The 21,795-nt window shown below is 64.7% G+C and carries 26 protein-coding genes; 17 read left to right on the plus strand and 9 right to left on the minus strand.

What is annotated here, in order from left to right:
* The 5 genes from NKJ26_RS07130 (at position 1) to NKJ26_RS07150 (ending at position 4,195) form a co-directional block, all read left to right on the plus strand.
* Positions 1-192, plus strand: coding sequence for a hypothetical protein (locus NKJ26_RS07130; RefSeq protein ID WP_352694732.1), 192 nt, complete (start codon positions 1-3; stop codon positions 190-192).
* A gap of 301 nt (positions 193-493) precedes the next feature.
* Positions 494-1,390, plus strand: a complete 897-nt coding sequence (locus NKJ26_RS07135; RefSeq protein WP_352694897.1) for a sulfonate ABC transporter substrate-binding protein — start codon at positions 494-496, stop codon at positions 1,388-1,390.
* A 70-nt stretch (positions 1,391-1,460) separates the two neighbouring features.
* Positions 1,461-2,624 (plus strand): FMNH2-dependent alkanesulfonate monooxygenase, encoded by a 1,164-nt coding sequence (gene ssuD, locus NKJ26_RS07140; protein WP_352694733.1) that lies wholly within the window; start codon positions 1,461-1,463, stop codon positions 2,622-2,624.
* On the plus strand, positions 2,621-3,397 hold the full coding sequence (locus NKJ26_RS07145) for an ABC transporter permease subunit (protein ID WP_352694734.1): 777 nt from the start codon (positions 2,621-2,623) through the stop codon (positions 3,395-3,397). Before ssuD ends, NKJ26_RS07145 begins: the two co-directional genes overlap by 4 nt.
* A 9-nt stretch (positions 3,398-3,406) precedes the next feature.
* Positions 3,407-4,195 (plus strand): ATP-binding cassette domain-containing protein, encoded by a 789-nt coding sequence (locus tag NKJ26_RS07150; RefSeq protein ID WP_352694735.1) that lies wholly within the window; start codon positions 3,407-3,409, stop codon positions 4,193-4,195.
* A 236-nt stretch (positions 4,196-4,431) separates the two neighbouring features.
* Here the strand turns inward: NKJ26_RS07150 and NKJ26_RS07155 are convergent, their stop codons facing one another.
* Complete coding sequence (locus NKJ26_RS07155; RefSeq protein WP_352602686.1) at positions 4,432-4,608, minus strand: hypothetical protein; 177 nt, start codon at positions 4,606-4,608, stop codon at positions 4,432-4,434.
* On the opposite strand from NKJ26_RS07155, the gene NKJ26_RS07160 reads away from it, so the two are divergent.
* The 5 genes from NKJ26_RS07160 to NKJ26_RS07180 all read left to right on the plus strand — a co-directional run bounded on the left by NKJ26_RS07160 (position 4,608) and on the right by NKJ26_RS07180 (position 8,282).
* Positions 4,608-4,880, plus strand: coding sequence for a hypothetical protein (locus NKJ26_RS07160; RefSeq protein WP_352694736.1), 273 nt, complete (start codon positions 4,608-4,610; stop codon positions 4,878-4,880). The genes NKJ26_RS07155 and NKJ26_RS07160 overlap by 1 nt on opposite strands.
* Before the next feature lie 38 nt (positions 4,881-4,918).
* Complete coding sequence (locus NKJ26_RS07165) at positions 4,919-5,287, plus strand: septal ring lytic transglycosylase RlpA family protein (RefSeq protein WP_352602688.1); 369 nt, start codon at positions 4,919-4,921, stop codon at positions 5,285-5,287.
* A gap of 239 nt (positions 5,288-5,526) precedes the next feature.
* Positions 5,527-6,804 carry a polyhydroxyalkanoate depolymerase gene (locus NKJ26_RS07170; RefSeq protein WP_352602690.1) on the plus strand — a complete coding sequence of 426 codons (1,278 nt, stop codon included), beginning with the start codon at positions 5,527-5,529 and terminating at the stop codon, positions 6,802-6,804.
* A gap of 181 nt (positions 6,805-6,985) precedes the next feature.
* Positions 6,986-7,606: a transglutaminase-like cysteine peptidase gene (locus NKJ26_RS07175; RefSeq protein ID WP_352694737.1), complete on the plus strand. Its 621-nt coding sequence runs from the start codon at positions 6,986-6,988 to the stop codon at positions 7,604-7,606.
* Between the two features lie 424 nt (positions 7,607-8,030).
* Entirely contained in the window at positions 8,031-8,282 is a 252-nt protein-coding gene (locus tag NKJ26_RS07180) for a hypothetical protein (protein ID WP_352602694.1), read from the plus strand.
* A 51-nt stretch (positions 8,283-8,333) separates the two neighbouring features.
* Here the strand turns inward: NKJ26_RS07180 and NKJ26_RS07185 are convergent, their stop codons facing one another.
* Genes NKJ26_RS07185 through NKJ26_RS07200 form a run of 4 tightly spaced genes read right to left on the minus strand, consistent with a single transcriptional unit; the run spans position 8,334 to position 11,085 of the window.
* Complete coding sequence (locus NKJ26_RS07185) at positions 8,334-8,702, minus strand: helix-turn-helix domain-containing protein (RefSeq protein WP_027027149.1); 369 nt, start codon at positions 8,700-8,702, stop codon at positions 8,334-8,336.
* Between the two features lie 10 nt (positions 8,703-8,712).
* Positions 8,713-9,243 (minus strand): Smr/MutS family protein, encoded by a 531-nt coding sequence (locus NKJ26_RS07190; RefSeq protein WP_352694738.1) that lies wholly within the window; start codon positions 9,241-9,243, stop codon positions 8,713-8,715.
* A complete protein-coding gene (gene mltA / locus NKJ26_RS07195) occupies positions 9,240-10,355 on the minus strand; it encodes a murein transglycosylase A (protein ID WP_352694739.1) in 1,116 nt (371 codons plus the stop codon). The genes NKJ26_RS07190 and mltA overlap by 4 nt, the downstream gene beginning before the upstream one ends.
* Before the next feature lie 22 nt (positions 10,356-10,377).
* Positions 10,378-11,085 carry a Tim44/TimA family putative adaptor protein gene (locus tag NKJ26_RS07200; protein WP_352694740.1) on the minus strand — a complete coding sequence of 236 codons (708 nt, stop codon included), beginning with the start codon at positions 11,083-11,085 and terminating at the stop codon, positions 10,378-10,380.
* Positions 11,086-11,283: 198 nt separating this feature from the next.
* Between NKJ26_RS07200 and NKJ26_RS07205 the strand changes: the two genes are divergently transcribed.
* Both NKJ26_RS07205 and secB read left to right on the plus strand, forming a co-directional pair.
* On the plus strand, positions 11,284-11,784 hold the full coding sequence (locus NKJ26_RS07205) for an FxsA family protein (RefSeq protein WP_352694741.1): 501 nt from the start codon (positions 11,284-11,286) through the stop codon (positions 11,782-11,784).
* 173 nt (positions 11,785-11,957) lie between these two features.
* Entirely contained in the window at positions 11,958-12,458 is a 501-nt protein-coding gene (gene secB, locus NKJ26_RS07210) for a protein-export chaperone SecB (RefSeq protein WP_027027144.1), read from the plus strand.
* Positions 12,459-12,713: 255 nt separating this feature from the next.
* On the opposite strand, the gene NKJ26_RS07215 is transcribed toward secB, so the two are convergent.
* Positions 12,714-13,604: a D-alanyl-D-alanine carboxypeptidase family protein gene (locus tag NKJ26_RS07215; RefSeq protein WP_352694742.1), complete on the minus strand. Its 891-nt coding sequence runs from the start codon at positions 13,602-13,604 to the stop codon at positions 12,714-12,716.
* Positions 13,605-14,007: 403 nt separating this feature from the next.
* On the opposite strand from NKJ26_RS07215, the gene NKJ26_RS07220 reads away from it, so the two are divergent.
* The 4 genes from NKJ26_RS07220 (at position 14,008) to NKJ26_RS07235 (ending at position 18,324) form a co-directional block, all read left to right on the plus strand.
* Positions 14,008-15,834: a methyl-accepting chemotaxis protein gene (locus NKJ26_RS07220; protein ID WP_352694743.1), complete on the plus strand. Its 1,827-nt coding sequence runs from the start codon at positions 14,008-14,010 to the stop codon at positions 15,832-15,834.
* A gap of 223 nt (positions 15,835-16,057) precedes the next feature.
* Positions 16,058-17,158, plus strand: coding sequence for a hypothetical protein (locus tag NKJ26_RS07225; protein WP_352602708.1), 1,101 nt, complete (start codon positions 16,058-16,060; stop codon positions 17,156-17,158).
* Positions 17,159-17,301: 143 nt separating this feature from the next.
* Positions 17,302-17,913, plus strand: a complete 612-nt coding sequence (locus tag NKJ26_RS07230) for a nucleoside triphosphate hydrolase (protein WP_352602710.1) — start codon at positions 17,302-17,304, stop codon at positions 17,911-17,913.
* A 93-nt stretch (positions 17,914-18,006) separates the two neighbouring features.
* Positions 18,007-18,324, plus strand: coding sequence for a hypothetical protein (locus NKJ26_RS07235; protein ID WP_352602712.1), 318 nt, complete (start codon positions 18,007-18,009; stop codon positions 18,322-18,324).
* 63 nt (positions 18,325-18,387) lie between these two features.
* Here NKJ26_RS07235 and NKJ26_RS07240 read toward each other — a convergent pair whose 3' ends face one another.
* The 3 genes from NKJ26_RS07240 to NKJ26_RS07250 all read right to left on the minus strand — a co-directional run bounded on the left by NKJ26_RS07240 (position 18,388) and on the right by NKJ26_RS07250 (position 20,742).
* Entirely contained in the window at positions 18,388-19,092 is a 705-nt protein-coding gene (locus NKJ26_RS07240) for a glutathione S-transferase N-terminal domain-containing protein (RefSeq protein WP_352602714.1), read from the minus strand.
* 181 nt (positions 19,093-19,273) lie between these two features.
* Positions 19,274-20,482 (minus strand): beta-ketoacyl-[acyl-carrier-protein] synthase family protein, encoded by a 1,209-nt coding sequence (locus NKJ26_RS07245; RefSeq protein ID WP_352694744.1) that lies wholly within the window; start codon positions 20,480-20,482, stop codon positions 19,274-19,276.
* Between the two features lie 5 nt (positions 20,483-20,487).
* Complete coding sequence (locus NKJ26_RS07250) at positions 20,488-20,742, minus strand: acyl carrier protein (protein ID WP_352602717.1); 255 nt, start codon at positions 20,740-20,742, stop codon at positions 20,488-20,490.
* A gap of 200 nt (positions 20,743-20,942) precedes the next feature.
* Between NKJ26_RS07250 and NKJ26_RS07255 the strand changes: the two genes are divergently transcribed.
* Positions 20,943-21,785: an urease accessory protein UreD gene (locus NKJ26_RS07255; protein WP_352694745.1), complete on the plus strand. Its 843-nt coding sequence runs from the start codon at positions 20,943-20,945 to the stop codon at positions 21,783-21,785.
* Positions 21,786-21,795 lie beyond the last annotated feature (10 nt).

Consider the following 21,795-nt stretch of genomic DNA (forward strand, 5'->3'; position numbering starts at 1 on the left):
ATGATGGACCACTCCACCGCGACATTGTTTGCCTTTCTCGGTCACCGGCTTCGCCCGTTCCAGAAAACGGACGGCCGGCCGTTTGAAGACGAGCCCAGATCGCCCACGCCGGTACGGCTCGACGCCGAGCGCGACCGCCTGCCGCCGCGCGACGAAAGTTTCTACTGGGCCTGGCAGTATTGGTCGCAGTGAAGGGCCACGGGGGGCGCCCCCGACAATCATGAAATGAACGCGGGCGATCCGTCTCGCCTCCTCCGTGTTACCGGCGGGTAGGCCGAGGAAGCGCTATCCCGCAATTATGAAAAACAATTCCGTTTTTTCGCGTCAACTCGCCAAATCATTTCTCCACTAAATTTATAGACCTACCTAGCCTTACCTCTCTTCCAACCGGCGAGGATAGTTTCCCGGCGCCGACCTGCATCGAAGGAGAGGGATCATGTTGAATCTGACGAGACGCGTTTTCGGCATCGGCTTGCTGGCAGCAAGCGCTGCCATGTCGTTCGGCGCCGCTGCGCAGGAACTGAAGCAGTTCAGCGTTGGCTATCAGAAGACCGGCCTGCCGGTGATCGCCCGGCAGCAACAGGTGATCGAAAAGGCGCTCGTCGACAAGGGCGTCACCGTCAAGTGGGTGGAATTCACCGCCGGGCCGCCGCTGGTCGAGGCGCTCAATGTCGGCGCCATCGATGTCGGCTGGACTGGCGACGCACCGCCGATCTTCGGCCAATCGGCCGGCGCCAACATCGTCTATGCCGCGGCGCTGCCCTCCAATGGCGAGGGCGAGGCGATCTTCGTCAAGCCGGCGTCGCCGATCCAGTCGGTCGCCGATCTCAAGGGCAAACGCATCGGCGTCGGCAAAGGCACCAGCGCACACAATCTGCTCGTCGCGGCGCTGGAAAAGGCAGGCGTCTCCTTCGATCAGGTCACGCCGGTCTATCTCAGTCCGGCCGATGCCGCCGCCGCCTTCGCCAGCGACCAGATCGATGCCTGGGCCGTCTGGGATCCGTTCTTCGCCATCGCCGAAACGCGTTACCAGCCGCGCGTGCTGGCCCGCTCCAGCGAGGTTCTCAAGGTCAACACCTACTTCCTCGCCAACAAGGATTTCGCCAAGGCGCATCCCGAGATCGTCACAACCACCATATCGGCCCTCGGCGCGGCGGCAAAATGGGCGGACCAGAACCGCGACAAGGTGGCCGAGGCGCTGCATGAGGTTACCGCCGTGCCGCTCGACGCGCAGACGATCGCCGCCAATCGAACCAAGTTCGGCATCTTTCCGGTCACGGACGAGATCGTCGCCGGCCAGCAGGCGACTGCCGACCGTTTCTACAAGCTCGGGCTGATCCCGAACGCGGTCCGCATCTCCGACGCCGTGTGGAGCGCGCCGGGGAATTGATCTTTTGCCGCGCGGCGCCGGGTAAGAACGCCCGGCGCCGTCGCTGTTTGCACTCTCCAAGAGGTCCGTCATGACCACGCCAGCCGACACCGCGCCGCTCGATTTCTTCTGGTTCATCCCGACGCATGGCGATGGTTCCTATCTCGGTTCCGAGGAACAGCAGCGGCCGCCCGAGTTCGGCTACTTCAAGGAGATCGCGCAGGCGGTCGACCGGCTCGGTTTCCCCGGCGTACTGTTGCCGACCGGGCAGAACTGCGAGGATTCCTGGATCACCGCGACAGGTCTTGCGACGCTCACCGAAAAGCTCAAATTCCTCGTCGCGCTCCGGCCTGGCGCGCCGCTGCCGACTTTCGCCGCACGCCAGACGGCGGCACTCGACCGGCTGAGCAATGGCCGGCTGCTGCTCAATGTCGTGGTCGGCGGCAATCCGACCGAGCTTGCCGGCGACGGCGTCTTCCTGCCGCATGACGAGCGTTATGCCCAGGCGCACGAATTCCTCACCATCTGGCGTGGCCTGGTCTCCGGCGAACGCGTCAATTTCGATGGCAAATATTATCGCGTCGAGAACGGCCGCCTCGACCTCCTGCCGGTGCAGAAGCGGCCGCCGCTCTATTTCGGCGGATCCTCGGATGCCGGGCAGGACCTCGCCGCCGAACTCGTCGACATGTATCTCACCTGGGGCGAGCCGCCGGCACAGGTGGCCGAGAAGCTCGCCTCGGCCCGCCGGAAGGCGGCACTTCGCGGCCGCAAGCTGCGCTTCGGCATCAGGCTGCATTTTATCGTCCGCGAGACCGAGGACGAAGCCTGGCGCGCCGCCGACCGGCTGATCAGCCACGTCACCGATGCCCAGATCGAGAACGCACAAGCGCGGTTTCTGAACCAGATGGACTCGGTCGGCCAGCGCCGCATGGCGGAACTGCATGGCGGCCGTCGCGACAAGCTGGTCGTGTCGCCCAATCTTTGGGCCGGCGTCGGGCTGGTACGCGGCGGCGCCGGCACGGCGCTGGTCGGCACGCCGGAGCAGATCGCCGAGCGCATCCGCGAGTATCAGGCGATCGGCATCGACACCATTATCGGCTCGGGCTACCCTCATCTTGAAGAAGCCTATCGCGTCGCCGAGCTTCTGTTTCCGCGTCTCGGGCTCGGCACAAGGCGGCTCAAGGCGCGCGAAGATATCGCCAACGAGTTCTCCGTCGGCTTCCATGGCGCGGCCCGCCTGCAGGCTTCGTCATGAGCTTTTCCGCGCGCCTCCACAGGAACGGCATCGGATGGCTGCTGCCGGTTCTGGTCATCGCCGGCTGGGAGATCGCCAGCCGTGCGGGCTTGATGCCGCCCAACGTCCTGCCGGCGCCCAGCGCCGTGGCCGAGGCGTTCTGGCGGCTGACCCTGTCGGGCGAACTCATCCGCAACATCGGCGTCTCGACGGCGCGCGCGCTTGCCGGCTTCGCCATTGGCGGCTCGATCGGCTTTGCGCTTGGCCTCGCCAACGGGCTGTCGCGGCTCAGCCACGGCCTGACCGACACCACGCTGCAGATGATCCGCAACATTCCGCATCTGGCCCTGATTCCGCTCGTCATCCTGTGGTTCGGCATCGACGAGGAAGCAAAACTTTTCCTGGTGGCGCTCGGCGTGTTCTTTCCGATCTATGTCAACACGCTGCTCGGCATCCAGAGCGTCGACCCGCAGCTTGTCGAGATGGGCCGTGTCTACGGCATGGACCGGCGCGCGCTGTTCTTCCGCGTGATCCTGCCCGGCGCGCTGCCGGCGATTTTCGTTGGACTGCGCTATGCGCTGGGCATCATGTGGCTGACGCTGATCGTCGCCGAAACCATCTCCGCCAGTTCCGGCCTCGGCTACATGGCCATGCAGGCGCGCGAGTTCCTGCTCATCGACGTCGTCGTGCTGTCGATCCTGATCTACGCGCTGCTTGGCAAGCTCGCCGACAGCCTCGCCCGCCTGCTTGAGCGGTTGTCGCTCGGCTGGCATCCCGCTTTCCAGAACGCCTGAGGGTTTTCGATGCCCAGCCTCGCCGCCGTCCGTTCCTTCGTAGCCACGCCGCAACCGCAGCCGGGCGAGATCGCTGAACGACCGCGCGCCTTCGCCTTCGACGGTGCCGGCAAGCGCTTTGGCGACAAGATCGTCCTCGACGGCATCGATCTGGATGTGCCGATCGGCCAGTTCGTCGCCGTCATCGGCAAAAGCGGCTGCGGCAAAAGCACGTTGCTGCGGCTGCTGGCCGGGCTCGACCGGCCGACCGCCGGGTCGCTGATATTTGGCGTGCCGGAAGAAGGCCACAGCCGCACGCGCTTCATGTTCCAGGAGCCGCGGCTTCTGCCCTGGGCCAGCGTGGTGAAAAACGTCGAGGTCGGGCTGACCGGCATCGCCTCGGGTACTGAAGCAAGGCGACGCGCGCTCGACATCCTTGGCGAGGTCGGTCTCGCCGATCGCGCCGACGAATGGCCCTCGGTGTTGTCCGGCGGCCAGAAGCAGCGCGTCGCGCTTGCCCGCGCTCTGATCGGTCACCCGCAAATCCTGGCGCTCGACGAGCCGTTAGGCGCGCTCGACGCTCTGACCCGTATCGAGATGCAGCAATTGCTGGAACGCATCTGGCTCGCCCAGAAGTTCACCGCCGTGTTGGTCACGCATGACGTTGCCGAGGCCGTTGCGCTCGCCGACCGGGTCGTCGTGATCAGCGGCGGCAAGATCGCGCTCGACCTCGATGTACCGGTGGCCCGGCCGCGCCGGCGCGGCTCGGTCGAACTTGCGCATCTCGAAGGCAGGATTCTGGACCGGCTGTTCAGGTAGAGCCTGTCTTGCGGCGGCGGCGCAATTGAGGACCGCCTTCCCTCACGCCGTCGCTGCTTCGCAGCGCCACCGCTCCCCCTCCGGAGTCCTCCGGAGGGAGAGGAAAGGCGCCAAGGCCGGCGAACGCACGTCCTTCCTCTACCCGTCGATGGGACATGCCTTTCCTCTCCCCCGTCGAGCGGGGGAGAGGTGGCCCGAAGGGCCGGAGTGGGGGTCGACCCTCATCGAAGTCCGCCCTATCGGTTCGCCCACACCAGTCCCGCCAGCCCGACCAGCATGGTGACGATGCCGACGTAGAGCCATTGCGACTGGCCGGTCATGAAGCTGCCGCCGACCACGCCGATGCCTTGCAGTGTCCACAGCGCGCCGATGGCAACCACAATCAAGCCCAGCAGATTTTTGGCAAATCGCATTGACGGACCTCGCTTTCCAAGTCGATCGATTGCGACGCCGTGGCCGCGATGAAAGAGCCGAAGGAAGAGGCCTGATCGTACCGGATTCTACTTGGATGTTGAACCCGGATCTTGTCAAACAGTTCGCCGATATCGAAGAGAAGATCATCGGCAATTGGTGCCGAGCCGGCGGAAAAATCACTGACAGACTGTTACCCGGCGACTCCAAACGTGTGCCATCGCCATGGAACCGCCAGATGCTTGCCGCATTTCGCGCCTTATTTGCTCCTTAACGGCTGGGGACTGTCAAAAACGGAGCCATTCCCCAAATATGAAGATTATAAACCAGACCGCGCTTGTCGCGGTGACGATCGCTGCTGGCCTGATGGTCGGCGCATCCGCCACTTCGGCAACCGCCGCCGCTGGCCAGTGCGGCCGCGCTTCCTGGTACGCGCTGCATTCGAAAACCGCATCGGGCGAGCGCATGAACCCCTCGGCCTTGACCGCCGCCCACCGCACCTTGCCTTTCGGCACCAAGTTGCGCGTCACCAATCAGAACAATGGCCGCAGCGTCGTCGTGCGCATCAACGATCGTGGCCCGTTCATCAGGGGACGCGTTCTCGACCTGTCGAAGGGCGCCGCCGGCCAGCTCGGCTTTATCGGCTCCGGCCACACCGCGGTCTGCATGGCCCGTGTTTGAACGGATATGTGGTCCGGTTTTCCGCCGGGCCACATCGGTGACCCCAGGCGTCTTCGCACCGCACACTGAGCCGGCTCGCCTCATTCAGGGCCGATTCTCAACGGCTTGGACGAAGAATGAGCATAGATCATGTCACCTGACGTATTGCATCGCAGCAATTAGTTGCTAACTTCCCCGCGAGGCATGGGGCTCGGCGCTGCTCGTCGTCCCTTCGGTCCCAGGCAGCAGCGGGGTTCTCGATGTTCTACCAGCTCTATGAAATGAACCACGCCGCCTTGCAGCCCGCGCGTCTCTATGCCGATGCGGTGCGGCTGTTCTATTCCAATCCGCTCAACCCATTCTCGCACACGCCCTGGGGCCGCTCGATCGCCGCCACCGCCGAACTGTTCGAGCGCACCACGCGCCGCTACGGCAAGCCGGCCTTCGGCCTCGACAAGACGGTGGTCGACTGGAAGAATGTCGAGGTCACCGAGAAAACCGTCTGGTCGAAGCCGTTCTGCAATCTCGTGCGCTTCCAGCGCGCCGTCCCTGCCGGGCGTAAGCCCGACCCGAAGCTTCTGATCGTGGCGCCGATGTCGGGCCACTATGCGACGCTGCTGCGCGGCACGGTCGAGGCGATGCTGCCCCACGCCGATGTGCACATCACCGACTGGGTCGATGCCCGCATGGTGCCGATGTCGGACGGCAGCTTCGATCTCGACGACTATATCGACTATGTCATCGACATGCTGCACGTGCTCGGCCCCGACACGCATGTGATGGCGGTGTGCCAGCCTTCGGTGCCGGTGCTGGCGGCCGTGGCGCTGATGGAAACGCGCGGCGATCCCTTCGTGCCCTCGACCATGACCTTGATGGGTGGGCCTATCGACACCCGCCGCAACCCGACCGCGGTCAACCTTCTGGCCGAAGAAAAGGGCATCGACTGGTTCCGCGACAATGTCGTCATGCGCGCGCCCTGGCCGGAGCCGGGCTTCGGCCGCGAGGTCTACCCAGGCTTCTTGCAGCTGTCCGGCTTCATGAGCATGAACCTCGACCGCCACATCATCGCCCACAAGGACTTCTTCATGCACCTGGTGAAGCATGATGGCGACAATGCCGAGAGGCACCGCGACTTCTATGATGAATATCTGGCGGTGATGGACCTGACGGCCGAGTTCTACTTGCAGACCGTCGACACCGTCTTCGTGCGCCAAGCCTTGCCCAAGGGCGAGATGACGCATCGCGGCACCCGGATCGATCCTTCCGTTATCCGCAACGTCGCTTTGTTCACGGTCGAGGGCGAGAACGACGACATATCAGGCCTCGGCCAGACCAAGGCAGCGCATGATCTCTGCGTCAACATCCCCGCCGACAGGAAGGCTCACTACATGCAGCCGGCGGTCGGTCATTACGGCGTGTTCAACGGTTCGCGCTTCCGCTCGGAAATCGTACCGCGCATCGTCGACTTCATCACCAGCTACGGCCGCCAGAACCGCGTCGCGGCGAAGCCGAAGCTGGTCCGCACCGCCAAGCGGTAAGCGACCGCCGAATGCAATCCGCGCCACCTGGCCGAAATCGGCCGGTGGATTTTCTTATGCGGTACAAGTGCCGCGGCAATGCCCGGCGGGTAACCATGCTGCAAATCAGATCATCGTAATAATTGACACGGACCGTCAATCGCCCTTAACGTTTCGTTAACAACAAGGGTGAGCGGGGACAATGAATTCCTCAACAATGGCGAGAAGGCTGCGTTTGTGCGCGGCGGCAGCCGGACTGGCAATGACGGGAGGCTGGATGGCACCGGCTTTGGCGGCCGGAGCAATGACGACCGGGAGCTTCACCTCGCAGCCGATCGGCCACTATGATTTCTGCAAGCTCCGTCCCGCTGAATGCTCGATCCGTGCGGGCAATCTCGCGCCGGCCAGGATGACCGCCGGGCTGATGCGCAAGCTCACCAACGTCACCGCCAGGGTCAACGCCGCCGTCAAGCCGATGAGCGACATGGACATTTACGGCAGGGACGAAGTCTGGGCCTATCCCGACAGGGGCGTTGGCGACTGCGAGGACTATGTGCTGGAAAAGCGCCGCCGGCTGTCCCACATGGGTATGTCGCTCGCCGATCTTCTCATCACGGTGGTGCGCAAGCCCGATGGCGAGGGGCATTCCGTGCTGACGGTGCGCACCGACAAGGGCGACTACGTGCTCGACAATCTGACCAACAAGGTCAGGTCCTGGGACCAGACCGGCTACCGCTTCCTCAAGCGCCAGGCCGTCGACAACACCGGCCGCTGGGTCTCGATCCGCGGCGGCCAGCAGGTTCTGGTGGGGTCTGTGGAGTAGCGGCTGGGGCGGGCGTCTAGGAGCGCGGCCGCTTTCGCGGTCACGCGACCCGCTGTCAGTATTCTCAGCAAACCAGCAGAGGTCGGCGCCGCCCCTCATTGCCCTGCCCGTCCTCCGCAGCAGCTGCGCTGCAGCTGCGGAGGGTGGACCGGGCATTTCTCCCCGTATAGCGACGGGGAGAAAGACGCTGTCGTCGATGATTTCGCTAATGTCCAACGGTGAAGAAAAAAGCGTGTGCGTTGGAGCCGCCCTTCTCCCCGTCCTATATGGGGAGAAGGTGCCGGCAGGCGGATGAGGGGCGGCGCCGACGTTGCCAGTACCGTCGGACCGTGCTGCGCATTCCTATTTTCCGATCTTCCGTGAACCATTTCCGTCCCGCCCGCGACACAGGGCTGTAGACGGAACCCAATCACGGAGAACTCAAATGACTGCTTTTATCCGAAACATCCTTCTCGCCGCCGTCGCGGTGTCCTCGCTTGCCGGGACCGCTTCGGCCGACCAGACCATCCCAAGCTGCGCCAAGACGTCGACCAACGACCTGTGGAGCGGCCGCTGTTGCAGCAATGGCGACTCGAACTGCCTGGGCGGCGGAAACAATGGCCGCGACCATGGCAACAAGGGCGGCCGGGGCGATAATGGCCGTGGAAATAATGGCGGCGCCGCCGGCAAGAAATGAGCGCATCACAGCACGCCCGCTGGCTGCTCGCCGGCGGGCGCGCAAAACCAATTAGACCCGCCGGCCCAGCGCCGCGCGGATCGAGGCTGTGATGCGGCGCAATTCGGCCTCATCGAGCTTCTCGATGTTCTCGGCCAAGAGATTGGCAAGCTCGGTGGCGGCGGGACTGAGGCCCGACGTGTCGAGCCTGACGCGGGGGTGCGAGGCCTCGGCCAGCCGTGCCAGTTCCTCGGCGTCGTCCCAGATGATGTTGAAATAGCCGATAATCTTCTGGATCAGCGTCCAGGTCGGGGCGCCGCGCCGGCCATGCTCGAGCGCCGATAGATAAGCGGCGCTGACGCCGACCGCCGCCGCCATGTCCTTTTGGCTGACGCCGCGCTCGCTCCTGAGCGCCCGCAGCTTCTCGCCGAACGGTGTCATGCCGCTGCCCTCATGAGCGTACCCGCCGCAGCCTGATATAGAGCGCGCCCGAACCGCCGTGGTTGCGGGCGGCATGGTCGTGGCTGGAGACGAGCGGACGGAACGCTGGCGTCGACAGCCATGCCGGCACCGCGCGCCGCAAGACGCCGTCGCCGCCCGAAGAAGAACCCTTGCCGGTGATGACCAGCACATAGCGGATGCCCCCTGCATGCGCCCGGTGCAGGAACGAGAACAGCAGCGAATAGGCTTCGTCCTGCGTCAGGCCGTGCAGGTCGACGCGCCCCTCGATCGGCAGCCGGCCCTTCGACAGCTTGTCCAGCGTCGGCTCGTCGAGGCGGTGCGTGACATGCTGAGCCTTCGGCTTTGCGGCACCTGCAGGGCTGACGGCGACTTGCGCCGGCTGCGATGGCGCCGGCTTGGTTTCAGTGGGAATTTCGGGAATATCGACGGCAAGCCTGCCTTTGAGCGGCTTGGCGGTGCGCGCCACCAAGTTCCACAGCACCCGGTCATCCTCGCTCAGTCTGTCCGGACGCCGGGTCATTGGACCGCCCCTGCAACGAGCGAGCGCGGAACCAGCGCATAGAAATCTGCGGCGTTGCGCACCACGCCTGCGATCTCGCCGGCAGCATCGCCGGAGCCGGCGAAGAGATCTCCCCGCGCGGGCCCGTTGATGGCCGAGCCGGTGTCCTGTGCGATCATCAGCCGCTGGAACGGTCTTGCCTCGAATGCGGTGAGCGTCGGCGCGTCGATGTAGAAGGGCGTGCCGAATGTGTGCAGCAGCCGGTCGACGGCGATGGAGCGGCCCGGCGTCAGCGGCACCTTGGCGGCGGCGATTGGCCCGAGGGAAGCGTCATCCACCGCCGCCTCGCGGAAGAAGATATAGGAGCGGTTCTGCCACAGGATCTCGTCGATGCGATCCGGATGCGCCTTGAACCAGGCGCGGATCGACTGCATCGTCACCTCGGCCAGCGGGATTTCGCCGAGATCGCTCAAGACCTTGCCTGGCCCGGTAAAACGCTGGCCGGATTTGGCGGCATAGGTGATGCGGCAAAGCCGGCCGTCGGTCATGGCGAGCCTTGCGGCACCTTGCACATGGATGAAAAAGGCGTCGACCTTGTCGGCGAGCCAGGCGATTTCCAGACCCTGGCCGGCCGAACCCTCGCCGGCAAGCGCGCCGCGCTCGATCTCGCCGCGGTCGAAATACTCGACCGGCCCGTTCGAAGTTTGCCGCGCGAAGGCGAGATAAGGATCCATCCCCGCCGGCCGGTTGCTGTCGTCGATGTCGACAAGGTCGGCCGGGCGCGACAGCAGCGGCACGATGAAACGGTCGGTCCGCACCGGCGACGCCTCGGCTTGCGGTTCGTAGAACCCGGTAACGAGCCCGGGACTGCCCGTCTCGATCCGCATCGGCACGAAATGGCGTTCGAAGAAGGCACGCGCCTCTGGCTGGCTTTTGGGCAAAATAGCGCGGGCCTCGTCATAGGCGCCGGCGAAGGCATCGAAGCCGATACCGAGCGCGCCCGTGCGATAGGGCTTGGTCAGGACATGAAAGGCGGAGCGGCGAAAGGCTGCGAAGGCCGCCAGATGGTCGTCATCGCCCCAGCCGGGGAGATCGTCGAAGGATGTTCCGACCAGGAGCGGCGACAGCGACACCGGAGCCAGCCTTTGACCGGGCTCAGTCTTCTTCTTCGGTGGCGACGAGCTTCCAGTTCGGATCGCGCGAGCGCGTGTCGCGGGCGAAGGTCCAGACATCCTTGACCTCTGCCACGGTTTCGGGATCGCCGTCGATGACCGCGCCGGCCTTGTCGCGCGTCGCCGAAATCAGCTCGCTGATGATGCGCAGCGTGACATGCGCCTCGCCGCCCTTCATCTCGGCCGAGACGATGTCGGCCTTGTTGATGCCGACGAAGGAGGACTGGATCTTTTCCGACTTGGCCTCGCGTTCGCCGATCGCCGCGACAAAGCCGTCATACACCTCGCGCGACAACAGGTTCTTCAGCGTTTTGCGGTCGCCGTCGGCATAGGCCATGACGATCATCACGTAGGCCATCTTGGCGCCGTCGACGAACCCCTTCGGATCGAAGGAAGGGTCGTTGTCCTTGATCGTGCGCAGGCCCTTGTTGAGGTCGCTGTCGGGCTTGGCGAAGGCATCGATCGCCGCGTAGGTGTCGACCGCCGGTTCGCCCGGCTGCCGCTTGCGCGGCAGCGAAACCACATTCTCGGGTTTCTGGGCGGCGTCCTTGTCGCCGGTGCGGGCTGCCGTATAGGGATCGAAGGGCGGCCGCTCGCTTCCGGTCCGACGGCCCAGCACATTGCGCAGCTGGAAAAAGATCACCACCGCCGCGATCAGGAAGAAAATCGTGCCGAAGTCGAAGAATCCCATATCTTCCGCCAATCAAACCCTGTCCCTGGCCGGACCGCAGGGCCAACAAGGCCGCGGTCGCATAGCGTTCCACATCCAAAGCATATAGAACGCAAGGCGCAATCATTCAAATCAAAGGCAGGCATACCTATCTAACGGCTTCAGAGCCAGCGGCGATTGGTCGCCGAACGGCAAAACATTGAAACGATCGGTCAAGACTTGCGCATTTCGCTGCTTCCTCTTTTTGTTCTCGCACTGCCACTGCTGGAAATTGCCGGTTTCGTCGTCGTCGGCCGTGAGATAGGCGCCCTGGCGACGATCGGCCTTGTGCTGGCCTCGAGCCTCGCCGGCGCGCTGCTGCTGCGGCACCAGGGTTTCTCCGTCATGGCCCGCATCCGCGCCGAGATGGACGCCGGCCGCGACCCGAGCCGCCAGCTCGCCCATGGCGCCATGATCGTGGTCGCCGCGATCCTTCTGATCATCCCCGGCTTCATTACCGATATCATCGGCCTGCTGCTCTTCCTGCCGCCGGTGCGCGACCTCGCCTGGCGCGCGCTGAAGGGCCGCATCGTCGTGGCAACCAATTTCAGCACCGCCGGCTTCCGCGGCCGCCGGCGCGACAGGGTCATCGACCTCGAAGACGGAGACTATTCGCGCGAGGACGATTTGAAACGCGGGCCAGACCACGATTCGCCGTGGCGGCGCCTGAAGGATGATTGACTGGCGGTGGAATCGCGCTCTTCGTCCCGGGGTCTCCGTGACGCCGCTGCTTCGCCCGGGATGACGACGCGAGAAGCAAGGCGGCAAACCTTGTCTTGTCCTGCCGGCCATGGTAGCGAACGCCCGATTTCAATGCGGTCAGCAATGCTGCCCAGGCAAAAGGATACAGGCTCATGGCCAGCAAAGATGACGCGCCGGCCGGCGCGGCCAACGGAAACGGCAACACGGCGCAGCCGTCGCTAAACGTTCTGGCGCAGTATGTGAAGGACCTGTCCTTCGAAAGCCCCGGCGCGCCGAATTCGCTGCGCGGCCGCGACAAGGCGCCAGGCATCGCCATCAACGTCAACGTCAACGCCAATCCGCTCTCCGACAAGCAGTTCGACGTCAACCTGACGCTGAACGCCAAGGCCTCCTTCGACCAGGAAGTGCTGTTCAACGTCGAGCTGGTCTATGGCGGCGTCTTCGCCATATCGGGCTTCCCGCAGGAGCACATGCTGCCGGTCCTGTTCATCGAATGCCCGCGCCTGCTGTTCCCCTTCGCCCGGCAGATCATCGCCGAGGCGACGCGCAATGGCGGCTTCCCGCCGCTGATGCTCGACCCGATCGATTTCGCGCAGATGTTCCAGCAGAAGCTGGCCGAGGACCAGGCCGCCTCCAAGGTCCAGGTTAGCTGACGCTCAGCCGACAGGATTTTCCGAAAAACCCGCCCTGGTGGCGGGTTTTTTGTTGCGCGCCACCGCGCCTCTTCGCTCCTGCTCCGCCCGTGGACGACGAAGCGATGGGTGTTTCCCGCCAATCGCCGATAATGGCACCGGGCATCGGGTGACTGCGGAAGGATGGCACCCACGGGAGGATGGCCTTTGTGATGGCTTGTGGAAAGGACAGCGCCAGAAACAAGAACCGCCTGGGCGCAAAATTCGCGGCGGGGATCACTGCTGCTCGGCGAACATCAGCCTTGTCCTGGCATCGGCAACCGCCGGCGACAGGCTGCGCTGGATCAGCGCCTCGACATGGTCGTTGCGCTGGCGGGCGCTGTCGGCGCCCATCACCACGACGATCAGCCGATGGCCGTCGGCATTGTAGGAGGTGACGATGTTGAAGCCGGAGGCCCTGATGTAGCCGGTCTTGATGCCGTCGACGCCGCGCACCCGGCCGAGCATGTCGTTGTGGCCACGCACCAGCCGGCCGCGGAACATGAAGTCGCTTGCGGAAAAATAGTGGAAATGCTGCGGGAAGCGCTGATGCAGCGCCATGCCGAGCACCGCCATGTCGCGCGCCGTCGTGTGCTGGTCGTCGTCGGGCAGGCCCGAGGCGTTGCGGAAAATGGTGCTGGTCATGCCGAGCTGGCGCGCCTTGGCGGTCATCATGGCGGCGAACTGCTCCTCCGAGCCGCCGAGATATTCGCCGACCGCCACCGCCACGTCATTGGCCGATTTGATGACGATGGCGCGGATCGCCGAATCGACGTCGATGCTCTCGCCGCGCCGGAAGCGCATCTTGGTCGGCGGCTGCGAGGCGGCGTTGTCAGACACCGGGATCTGCGTTTCCTTGGTGATGCGGCCGGAGTCCAATGCCTCGAACAGCAGATAGAGCGTCATCATCTTGGTCAGCGAGGCCGGATAACGCTGCGCCGTCGAGTTGACCTCGAACAGCTGCTTGCCGGTCCCGGCATCGACCACGATCGCGGCATATTTCTGCGGCGGCGCGGGCACGGCCAGCACGGCGTCGGGCGGCGTCGTCGCGCAGCCGGCAAGCAGCGCCAGCAGGCCGAGCACGCCGACAATTCTCTGAATGAGCGGAACGGGACGCAGGTTGGACAAGGGCGGGACTGTTCTTGGTAAGGCTGTTGCCGAGATGAGGCGAAGCTAACGTAACGCGATCGATGCGTCCATTTGGTTAATGGCACTCTCGAGCAATTCCCCCGGTTTTGAAGTGCCTGCAATGGAGCTGGCGTTCCGAATGTCGGCGCTGCCCCTCACCCTACCCTCTCCCCGTGAAGGACGGGATCGCCAACGCTGCGGCCAGCCCCTTCTCCCCGTTCCTCACGGGGAGAAGATGCCGGCAGGCAGATGAGGGGCAGCGCCAACGTCGGACATTCCGCGTCACGGGCAGTAATGCAGGCCTTTCACCCCGCCCCGAAATCGCCTGTTTCCTGTCTTCCCTTGCCAAGGCCGCATTCCCCGTGGGAAGGGGATGTGGCATCTGGCGGCTTGGGGGTTTGGCATGGCGGGCATCGGGGCGGGCGGCGCGGCGCCTTCGCTTATCAGGGCATCACTCAGCCGCACCGGCAAATGGGCCGGCAGCATCGCCTTCATCGGCGGCGCGGTTTCGGACATCCTCAATCCGCTGGCGCCTTTCGCCGCCTATATCGCGCTGGTCGCTTCGGTCGCGGCGGTCATCATCGCCATCGCTATTGTGCTCAGGCTGGTGCTGGCCGCCAAGGCGCTGCCGGCGCTGGTGTTCGCCACCAGCGCGGCGGCCGTCGCCGGCGGTGTCTATGCGATGCAGAAACAAACCAATTCGCAGAACGGGCTGATCGCCGGCCTAGTGCCGGCGGTGGCGTCGCTGCAGCAATCGATGGGCATCGTTTCCGAAAAGGTGGCGAAGATCGAGCAGACGGTCACGCAGACGCAGAAGACGGTCGAAGAAGTCAAGAAATCGACCGACACGGTGGCGCAAAAGACCGACCAGATCGCGTCCGCCCAGCAGCAGCAGACGCAGCAAGGCGCCGAGACGCAAAAGACAGTCGAGGCGGTCAAGCAGACGACCGATACGCTTGCCGCCGGCCAGCAACAGCAGCAGGCCCAGGCGGAGAAGCTGCAGGCGGCCACCGAGCAGATCGCCGCCTCGATCGACACCATCGCCAAGGGTTTTGCCGCCCTGGCCGCGCAAGGCGGGACGATCGCCGAGCCGAAGCGGCCGGACGAGTTCTATCACAATGCCCGCGTCTACGAGCTTTCCGGCGACATGCTCAACGCCAGGCGCTCCTATCTCGCCTTTGCCGGTTTCGATGTCGACGCCATCGACCCCTATACGCGCTTCGCGACGCTGCTGCGGGTGCAGGACGGCAAGGCCGGCGCCCGCGAGGTGTTCGGGGCATTGGCCGACAAGGGCAAGGCGCTGTCGATCAGGCTGGTGCACATACTGCAATTCGACGACGCCCAGCGCCTCGACAAGCTCAACGCCTTCATCGCGGCCAATCCGGATTTCGCGCCGGCCTATTTCCTTTTGGCGCAGGAATTTTCCGAAGACCGCCTCGGCGCCCAGACGCTGGCTGACAAGCGCGACGAGGCCAGGGCGCTGACCAAATTCATATCCTACGAAAAGGATGGCGGGCTGCTCGGATATTTCGTCGACCAGACACAGCTTGCCGACTGGCTGGACCGCGGCCGCAGCCGGATGGCGGCCCTTGGCGACGTGCTCGATCCCGCCCGCTTTGCGCCGACGCTGACGCCGATGCGCTCCAACCAGGGCTGGTCGATGACCATTTCGCTGCCGGAGCCGGCGACCGCCATTTCCTGGCGCCTTGGCGACGCCCCCTTCACCGACACCGCCTTCACCGACACCGGCCTGCTGGCGCTCAACGACCAGCGCACCGGCAAACCGATGCCCAATCCGAGCTTCGAATTGCCCGACAGCACGGCGGCAACCACGATCGGGATAAAGTATCTCGACATCAGGGGCCGCGAGACCGGCCCGTTCGACATCCGCTTCGACCCGGACGCCGCCCTTGAGCAAGGCAACAAGCAGATCCTCGACCAGTTCTGGACGTCGTGGATCGCCTTCGACGCCGGCGGCAATCACGGGCTGGTCTATTTCTCGCAGATGCTGTCCTACCGCTGCGCCATCAAGGCGGTGCATTACAGCCTGAACGATGCCGCGCTCGACAAGGAGATCAAGATGCCGCCTTGCGACAAGAAGGACCCCTACGCCATTCCCTACGACTACCAGCCCTATTTCAAGGTCGCCGACAGCGTGAAGTCGATGGCGGTGCAGGTCACCTATACCGATGATACCAAGTCGCCGGTGCGGGAATACAAGCGGCAGTAGGCGCCATTCCCCTTATGGGGAGGGTCGATTCGCGCAGCGGGTGGGGGGTCTTCCGGGGCTGCTCCACCCCGTCGAACGATCTCCGCTTCGCTCCGACCGCTCGCCGACCCTCCTCACAAGGGGGAAGGGTGAAACCAGCTTTGATGCAAAATGCCGTCCGTCACGCTTGCGCAACCGGCGCCGAACGGGTTCTGTTTGCGCCTTCAGAATCGGTGAGAGCGCGATGGATATGATCACGATCAAGGCCCGAGGTATTTCGGTTTCGCTCGACCTCACAGTCGGCCACATCGCCGACATGACCGTCGACAGCGGCGGACGCCAGTTGAGGCCGCTGCATCGCGCGCCCTGGGTCGATGCGGGCGAGACGCTGCCGAACGACCTTCCGCAAGGCACTGTCCGCCTGTCCGGCGATTTTCTCTGCGCGCCGTTTTCGCGCAGCGATGTCGAGGAGGCGCCACTGCACGGCTGGCCGGCAAACAGCGCCTGGGATGTCACCGAGAGCAGCGCGACGGACGATGGCTGGCGCGCGATTTTCCGGCTGCGGCACAAGGTTATGGGCGCCAGCGTCGAAAAGATTTTTACCCTGCGCGACGACCATCCCTTCCTCTATCAGGAGCATGTGTTTTCCGGCGGCCACGGCGCGATTTCGGTTGCCCACCACCCGATGACGGTGATGAAGGGCGGCGGCAAGCTGGCCTTTTCGCCAAAACGGTTTGCCGCGACGCCCGCCGATCCGCTGGAGCCGGACCCCGCCCGCGGCCGCTTCATGCTGGCCTATCCGGCGCGGTCGGCCGATCTCGGGCATTTCCCGGCCGCCGGCGGCGGCACGCTCGACCTGACCGAATACCGTATGGAGGACAGCCGGGAGGATTTCGTCACGCTGGTCGAGGCCGATCATGGCGGGCCGGGCTGGACGGCACTGGCGCGTCAGGCCGAGGACGACCTGTTGCTGGTGCTGAAGAACCCGGCCGAATTGCCGATCACCATGCTGTGGCTCAGCAATGGCGGGCGCGACTACGCCCCCTGGAGCAGCCGTCACCGCGGCGTGCTCGGCATAGAGGACGGCCGCACGGCCGTCGGCCATGCCGCCTCGATCGGCGACAACTGGCTGAAGCGCGAGGGCGTGGCGACGGCGTTTGCGCTCGGCGAAGGCCGCGGCGTGTCGTTCCGCCATGTCATCGGCGCACTGCCTCTGTCCGGCGGCGAGCCGCCGCATGAGGTCACCACGGTGAACGGCCGCATGCGGCTGGCAGTGGCGAGTTCGGCCCGGGAGGTTCCGTTCGACAGCGATTTCCTGCGGATTGGCGGGCCGGCGGCTGTCTGAACGCGATTGTTTCTGACGAACCTTGGCGGCGCCCACATCGGCAATCAGCCGCTCCCGATTGCGCAAATCGCGATTTGAAATTTCCACAATCTGCCGACAAGATGCGGCGGATACTACTCGCCATCCAGGCAAGCGAGGCTCTCATGTCCGAAATCGCCCATCTCGCCGCCACAATTTTCAAGCGCGCCGGCAAGGCGAACCGCTTCATCGTCGCCATTGCCGGTCCGCCGGGCTCCGGCAAGTCGACGCTGTCGGCGAGCCTGCATGACCTGCTGCCGGAAGGTGCCGCGGAAGTCGTGCCGATGGACGGCTTCCATTACGACGACATCGTGCTCGATGCGCGCGGCCTGCGGGCGCGAAAGGGCGCGCCGGAAACGTTCGATTTCGCCGGCTTCGAAGCTCTGTTGAAGCGCATCCGGGCCGGCGAACCCGACATCGCCATCCCGGTCTTCGACCGCAGCCTGGAACTGTCGCGCGCCGCCGCCGCGATCGTCGGCGCCGACACCAAGTTCATCCTGGTCGAGGGCAATTACCTGCTGCTCGACGAGGAGCCGTGGTCGCGGCTGGCGCCGCTATTCGACTTCTCGATTTTCGTCGACGTGCCGCGCAACGAACTCGAGCGTCGGCTGCTCGAACGCTGGCACGATCATGGCCGCTCCGACGAGGACGCGAAGGCCTGGATCGTGTCCAACGACATGCCCAATATCGAACGGGTGCTGGCGCGGCGCCGGACCGCCGACCTGGTCATTGGTTAACCTGTTTGATTTTCGATATTTCTTGACGGGAACCTTAAGACTTTCGCGCCGTTATGGCCGTGAACATGATGTCTGGCGTAAGGGGATTTCCCGATGGCAACCAAGGCACGAAAACCCGCAGCCGCCAAGACCCGGACGGCGAAAGCAACGCAAGCGAGAACCGGGGCCGGCCCGGCGGTCGCCCAGCGATCGAAAGACGGCAAGCCCGCTTTCGGCAAGGCCGCGCCGAAGAAAGTGGTGCCGACGGCCGCGAAGGCGGCCAGCCCGCGCAAGGCGGCCGCCACCAAATCCGGCGCAGTACGGACAGCGGCGAGCGTCGCTGCCGGAGCGGTCGTCGCAACCGCGCGCAGCGCGGCCTCGCTCGCGGCTTCGGTGATCGGCAAGGGCGGCTCGAAGGCCAAGGCGAAGTAGCAGGCTTGCATCGCTTGCGGACAACCGCGGCCAGGCCCGCCGCAGGGGATGGCAAGGTCCGCTTCACCCCTTCGCCGGAATGGTGAGACCCTTCTGTACGGCCGGTCGCGCCAGGCCGCGCTCCAGCCATGCCACAACGTTCGCGAAGTCATCGAAGCCTACGAGTTCGCGCGCTTCGTAGAAGCCGATCAGGTTGCGCACCCAGCCGAGCAGCGAAATGTCGGCGATGGTGTAATCATTGCCCATGATCCACTTGCGGCCCTTCAGCCTGCCGTCGAGCACGCCGACCAGCCGCCGCGATTCATCGCGATAGCGCTCCAGCGGGCGCTTGTCGGCTATCTCGCGGCCGGCGAATTTGTGGAAGAAGCCGAGCTGGCCGAACATGGGCCCTATCGAAGCCATCTGGAAGAACACCCACTGGATCGTCTCGTAGCGCCGCGTCGCGTCCGCCGGGATCAGCAGGCCGGTCTTTTCGGCGAGGTAGAGCAGGATGGCGCCGGATTCGAACAAGCCGATCGGTTTGCCGTCGGGGCCGTTCGGATCGATGATCGCCGGGATCTTGCCGTTGGGATTGAGCGACAGGAATTCCGGTGTCCAGCTCTCGTCCTTGCCGATGTTGACCAGATGCGGCTCGTAGCGAAGGCCGAGCTCTTCCAGGGCGATGGAAACCTTCACCCCATTCGGCGTTGTTGCCGAATAGAGCTGGATCTGGTCAGGATGTTTCGCCGGCCAGCGCGTTGCGATGGGGAAGGCGGACAGGTCGGCCATGAAAACTCCTGGATTGGGCGGCGCCGAATGGCGCGATTTGGCGGGGCAGCCCACAACTAGGTGCGCGATGCCGCATGATCAATATGGCGGCGACGGTTTCGCATGCACGGACGGTCACTGAACAGACGTGTGATCCGGCCGGGCGAATCACGCCCCGCCGAGACGGTAGCCGCCGCTGAAATCAGATGGCCTTGAACGCCAGCACGGCATTGGTGCCGCCAAACGCGAAACTGTTGCTTATCGCGGCGCGCACCTTGCGCTCGCGCGCGACATTGGGCGTCACGTCGAGATCGCAATCGGGGTCGGGCTCGCGGAAATTGGCGGTCGGTGGCACGACGCCGTCGCGGATCGCCATGACGCACGCGATCATCTCCAGCCCGCCCGACGCGCCGAGGCAATGAGCGTGCATCGATTTGGTCGACGAGATGGAAAGCGCGCGCGCATGCTCGCCGAAGACGCGCTTGATCGCGGCGGTCTCGATCTGGTCGTTGGCCCTGGTGCCGGTGCCGTGAGCGTTGATGTAATCGACATCCTCGAGGTTGAGGCCGGCATCGACGAGGCAGAAGCGCATCGCCGCTTCCGGCCCCTCGATGGTCGGCGCGACGATGTCGGAGGCATCGGCCGACAGGCCGGCTCCGGCGATTTCGGCCAGAATGGTGGCGCCGCGCGCCATCGCATGCTCGTAGCTTTCAAGCACCGCCATGCCGGCGCCTTCGCCCAGCACCAGCCCCTGGCGATCGGCCGAAAATGGCCGGCAGGTTTCGGGCGACAGCACGCGCAGCGCTTCCCAACCCTTGAGCACGCCCCACACCAACGGCGCTTCGGCGCCGCCGGCGACCATGACGTCGGCGCGGCCGAGCCTGATCTGGTCGACCGCCGAGGCGATGGCATGGTTGGCCGATGAGCAGGCCGAAGTGACGCCGAACACCGGGCCGCGCAGGCCGAGACTCATGCTGATCTGGCCGGCGGCGGCACCCGGCATGACCTTGGGCACGGTGAAAATGCCGGCGCGATTCTTGCCCTCGATCAGGATGGCGCGATAATTCTCCTCGACCGTCTCGAAGCCGCAAACGCCGATGCCGATGACGGCGCCCATTCGATAAGTGTTGTCGGCATGCGCGGCCAAGCCAGACTGCTGCATGGCTTCCCGCGCGGCGATCACCGCCAGCAGGCTGAAACGGTCCATCGACACGAACTGCTTGCGATCGATCCCATGATCGGGCAGCGCCTTGATTTCGCAGCCGATCTTAACCTTCAGGTCGTGCAGGGATGGATTGTCCATAGGCCCGATCGCCGAGCGGCCGGCCCGCATCTCGGCCCAGATCGCCTGCGCATTGGTGCCGAGACCGCACAGCCCGCCGATGCCGGTGATGACGACACGCTTGTGCATCCCGGTCAGGCTTTTTTCGCGATCAGCTCGCGAACGGCCTCGACCATGTCGCCAACATTCTTCAGATTGCTCCAGGCATCGACCGTGTTCATCTCGATCTCGATGCCATACTGCTCCTCGAGGTCGAAGATGATCTCGGTCAGTTCCAGCGAATGGATGCCCAGCGCGGTCAATTCGGTGCTGGTGGTGATTTCCTCACCGCCCGGCTCGGCATGGGCTTTGATCTTCTCGATGATGTCCGTTGCCAGTTGGTCAGCCATTCGGTCTCTTCCCCACTTTGTCGTTTCCCGACGCCAACTGAACAGCGCCTTTTTGTCCTCGATTGGGCCGCGATCGTCGCCTTATACCCCCGCCAAGCATCGCATGAGCGCACCAAGGTGGCTCCCTCTATAGAAACGGAAACGTCATCAAGCAACAAGCTATATATCGACAAAACCGCCGCAGTGCTTAACCTGTGGGCGTGGACACGATCGAACATGCGACGTTTTTGGCCCCGCTGGCACAGCGTGCCGCGGGTCTGGCACAGTTGGGCTGCGCCAGCGTCGGCGGCCGCACACGGCTGCGGCGCCTCTATCAGGATGGCTCCGCCAAGATAAGGCTGCCGGCCGTCGCGGCCGATCCGCTGGAGGCAGTCCTGATCAACACCGCCGGCGGGCTGACCGGCGGCGACCGCCTCGGCTGGGAGGTGGATGTCGGCGCAGATGCCTGCGCCACGATAACCAGCCAGGCCTGCGAGAAAATCTATCGCGCCGCATCCGGCCGCGCCGAAGTGCGGGTGAAACTGACGGTCGGCGAAAACGGCCGGGTCGCCTGGCTGCCGCAGGAAACGATCGTCTTCGACCGCGCGGCCTTTGCCCGCAGGCTCGACGTCGACCTTGCCACCGGGGCCGAGGCGCTGGTGCTGGAGGCGGCCGTGTTTGGCCGCCTGGCCATGGGCGAACGGGCCGCGCACGGCAATTTCCATGATCGCTGGCGCGTCCGGCAGGATGGTTTGCTCATCCACGCCGAGGACTTCCGCATCGGACCCGAAATCGCCGCTGCCCTCGCCCGTCCGGCGATATCAGGCGGCGCGATCGCGATGGCGACGGTGCTGCTGGTTTCGCCCAGGGCCGAGGCTTTGCTCGATCAGGTCCTGGAGATCGTCGGTGGCCAGGGCGGCGCCAGCGTCTGGAGCGTGAAGAGAACTGGCAAGCTTCTTGCGAGGCTATACGCTGGGGACGGCTACCGACTGCGCCAGCGGCTGGTTCCGCTCGTCGGATTGCTCAACGGACAAGCGGGGCTGCCCAAATTATGGTCACTGTGATTCTGTCCGC

It is taken from the genome of Mesorhizobium sp. M0152, assembly GCF_040322415.1.
Lineage (GTDB): Bacteria > Pseudomonadota > Alphaproteobacteria > Rhizobiales > Rhizobiaceae > Mesorhizobium.

Coding starts and splice junctions, on each gene's coding strand:
- NKJ26_RS07130 (WP_352694732.1), top strand. CDS start 1: ATGATGGACCACTCCACCGCGACATTGTTTGCCTTTCTCGGTCACCGG.
- NKJ26_RS07135 (WP_352694897.1), top strand. CDS start 494: ATGTCGTTCGGCGCCGCTGCGCAGGAACTGAAGCAGTTCAGCGTTGGC.
- ssuD (WP_352694733.1), top strand. CDS start 1,461: ATGACCACGCCAGCCGACACCGCGCCGCTCGATTTCTTCTGGTTCATC.
- NKJ26_RS07145 (WP_352694734.1), top strand. CDS start 2,621: ATGAGCTTTTCCGCGCGCCTCCACAGGAACGGCATCGGATGGCTGCTG.
- NKJ26_RS07150 (WP_352694735.1), top strand. CDS start 3,407: ATGCCCAGCCTCGCCGCCGTCCGTTCCTTCGTAGCCACGCCGCAACCG.
- NKJ26_RS07155 (WP_352602686.1), bottom strand. CDS start 4,608: ATGCGATTTGCCAAAAATCTGCTGGGCTTGATTGTGGTTGCCATCGGC.
- NKJ26_RS07165 (WP_352602688.1), top strand. CDS start 4,919: ATGAAGATTATAAACCAGACCGCGCTTGTCGCGGTGACGATCGCTGCT.
- NKJ26_RS07170 (WP_352602690.1), top strand. CDS start 5,527: ATGTTCTACCAGCTCTATGAAATGAACCACGCCGCCTTGCAGCCCGCG.
- NKJ26_RS07175 (WP_352694737.1), top strand. CDS start 6,986: ATGAATTCCTCAACAATGGCGAGAAGGCTGCGTTTGTGCGCGGCGGCA.
- NKJ26_RS07180 (WP_352602694.1), top strand. CDS start 8,031: ATGACTGCTTTTATCCGAAACATCCTTCTCGCCGCCGTCGCGGTGTCC.
- NKJ26_RS07185 (WP_027027149.1), bottom strand. CDS start 8,702: ATGACACCGTTCGGCGAGAAGCTGCGGGCGCTCAGGAGCGAGCGCGGC.
- NKJ26_RS07190 (WP_352694738.1), bottom strand. CDS start 9,243: ATGACCCGGCGTCCGGACAGACTGAGCGAGGATGACCGGGTGCTGTGG.
- NKJ26_RS07200 (WP_352694740.1), bottom strand. CDS start 11,085: ATGGGATTCTTCGACTTCGGCACGATTTTCTTCCTGATCGCGGCGGTG.
- secB (WP_027027144.1), top strand. CDS start 11,958: ATGGCCAGCAAAGATGACGCGCCGGCCGGCGCGGCCAACGGAAACGGC.
- NKJ26_RS07220 (WP_352694743.1), top strand. CDS start 14,008: ATGGCGGGCATCGGGGCGGGCGGCGCGGCGCCTTCGCTTATCAGGGCA.
- NKJ26_RS07225 (WP_352602708.1), top strand. CDS start 16,058: ATGGATATGATCACGATCAAGGCCCGAGGTATTTCGGTTTCGCTCGAC.
- NKJ26_RS07230 (WP_352602710.1), top strand. CDS start 17,302: ATGTCCGAAATCGCCCATCTCGCCGCCACAATTTTCAAGCGCGCCGGC.
- NKJ26_RS07235 (WP_352602712.1), top strand. CDS start 18,007: ATGGCAACCAAGGCACGAAAACCCGCAGCCGCCAAGACCCGGACGGCG.
- NKJ26_RS07240 (WP_352602714.1), bottom strand. CDS start 19,092: ATGGCCGACCTGTCCGCCTTCCCCATCGCAACGCGCTGGCCGGCGAAA.
- NKJ26_RS07245 (WP_352694744.1), bottom strand. CDS start 20,482: ATGCACAAGCGTGTCGTCATCACCGGCATCGGCGGGCTGTGCGGTCTC.
- NKJ26_RS07250 (WP_352602717.1), bottom strand. CDS start 20,742: ATGGCTGACCAACTGGCAACGGACATCATCGAGAAGATCAAAGCCCAT.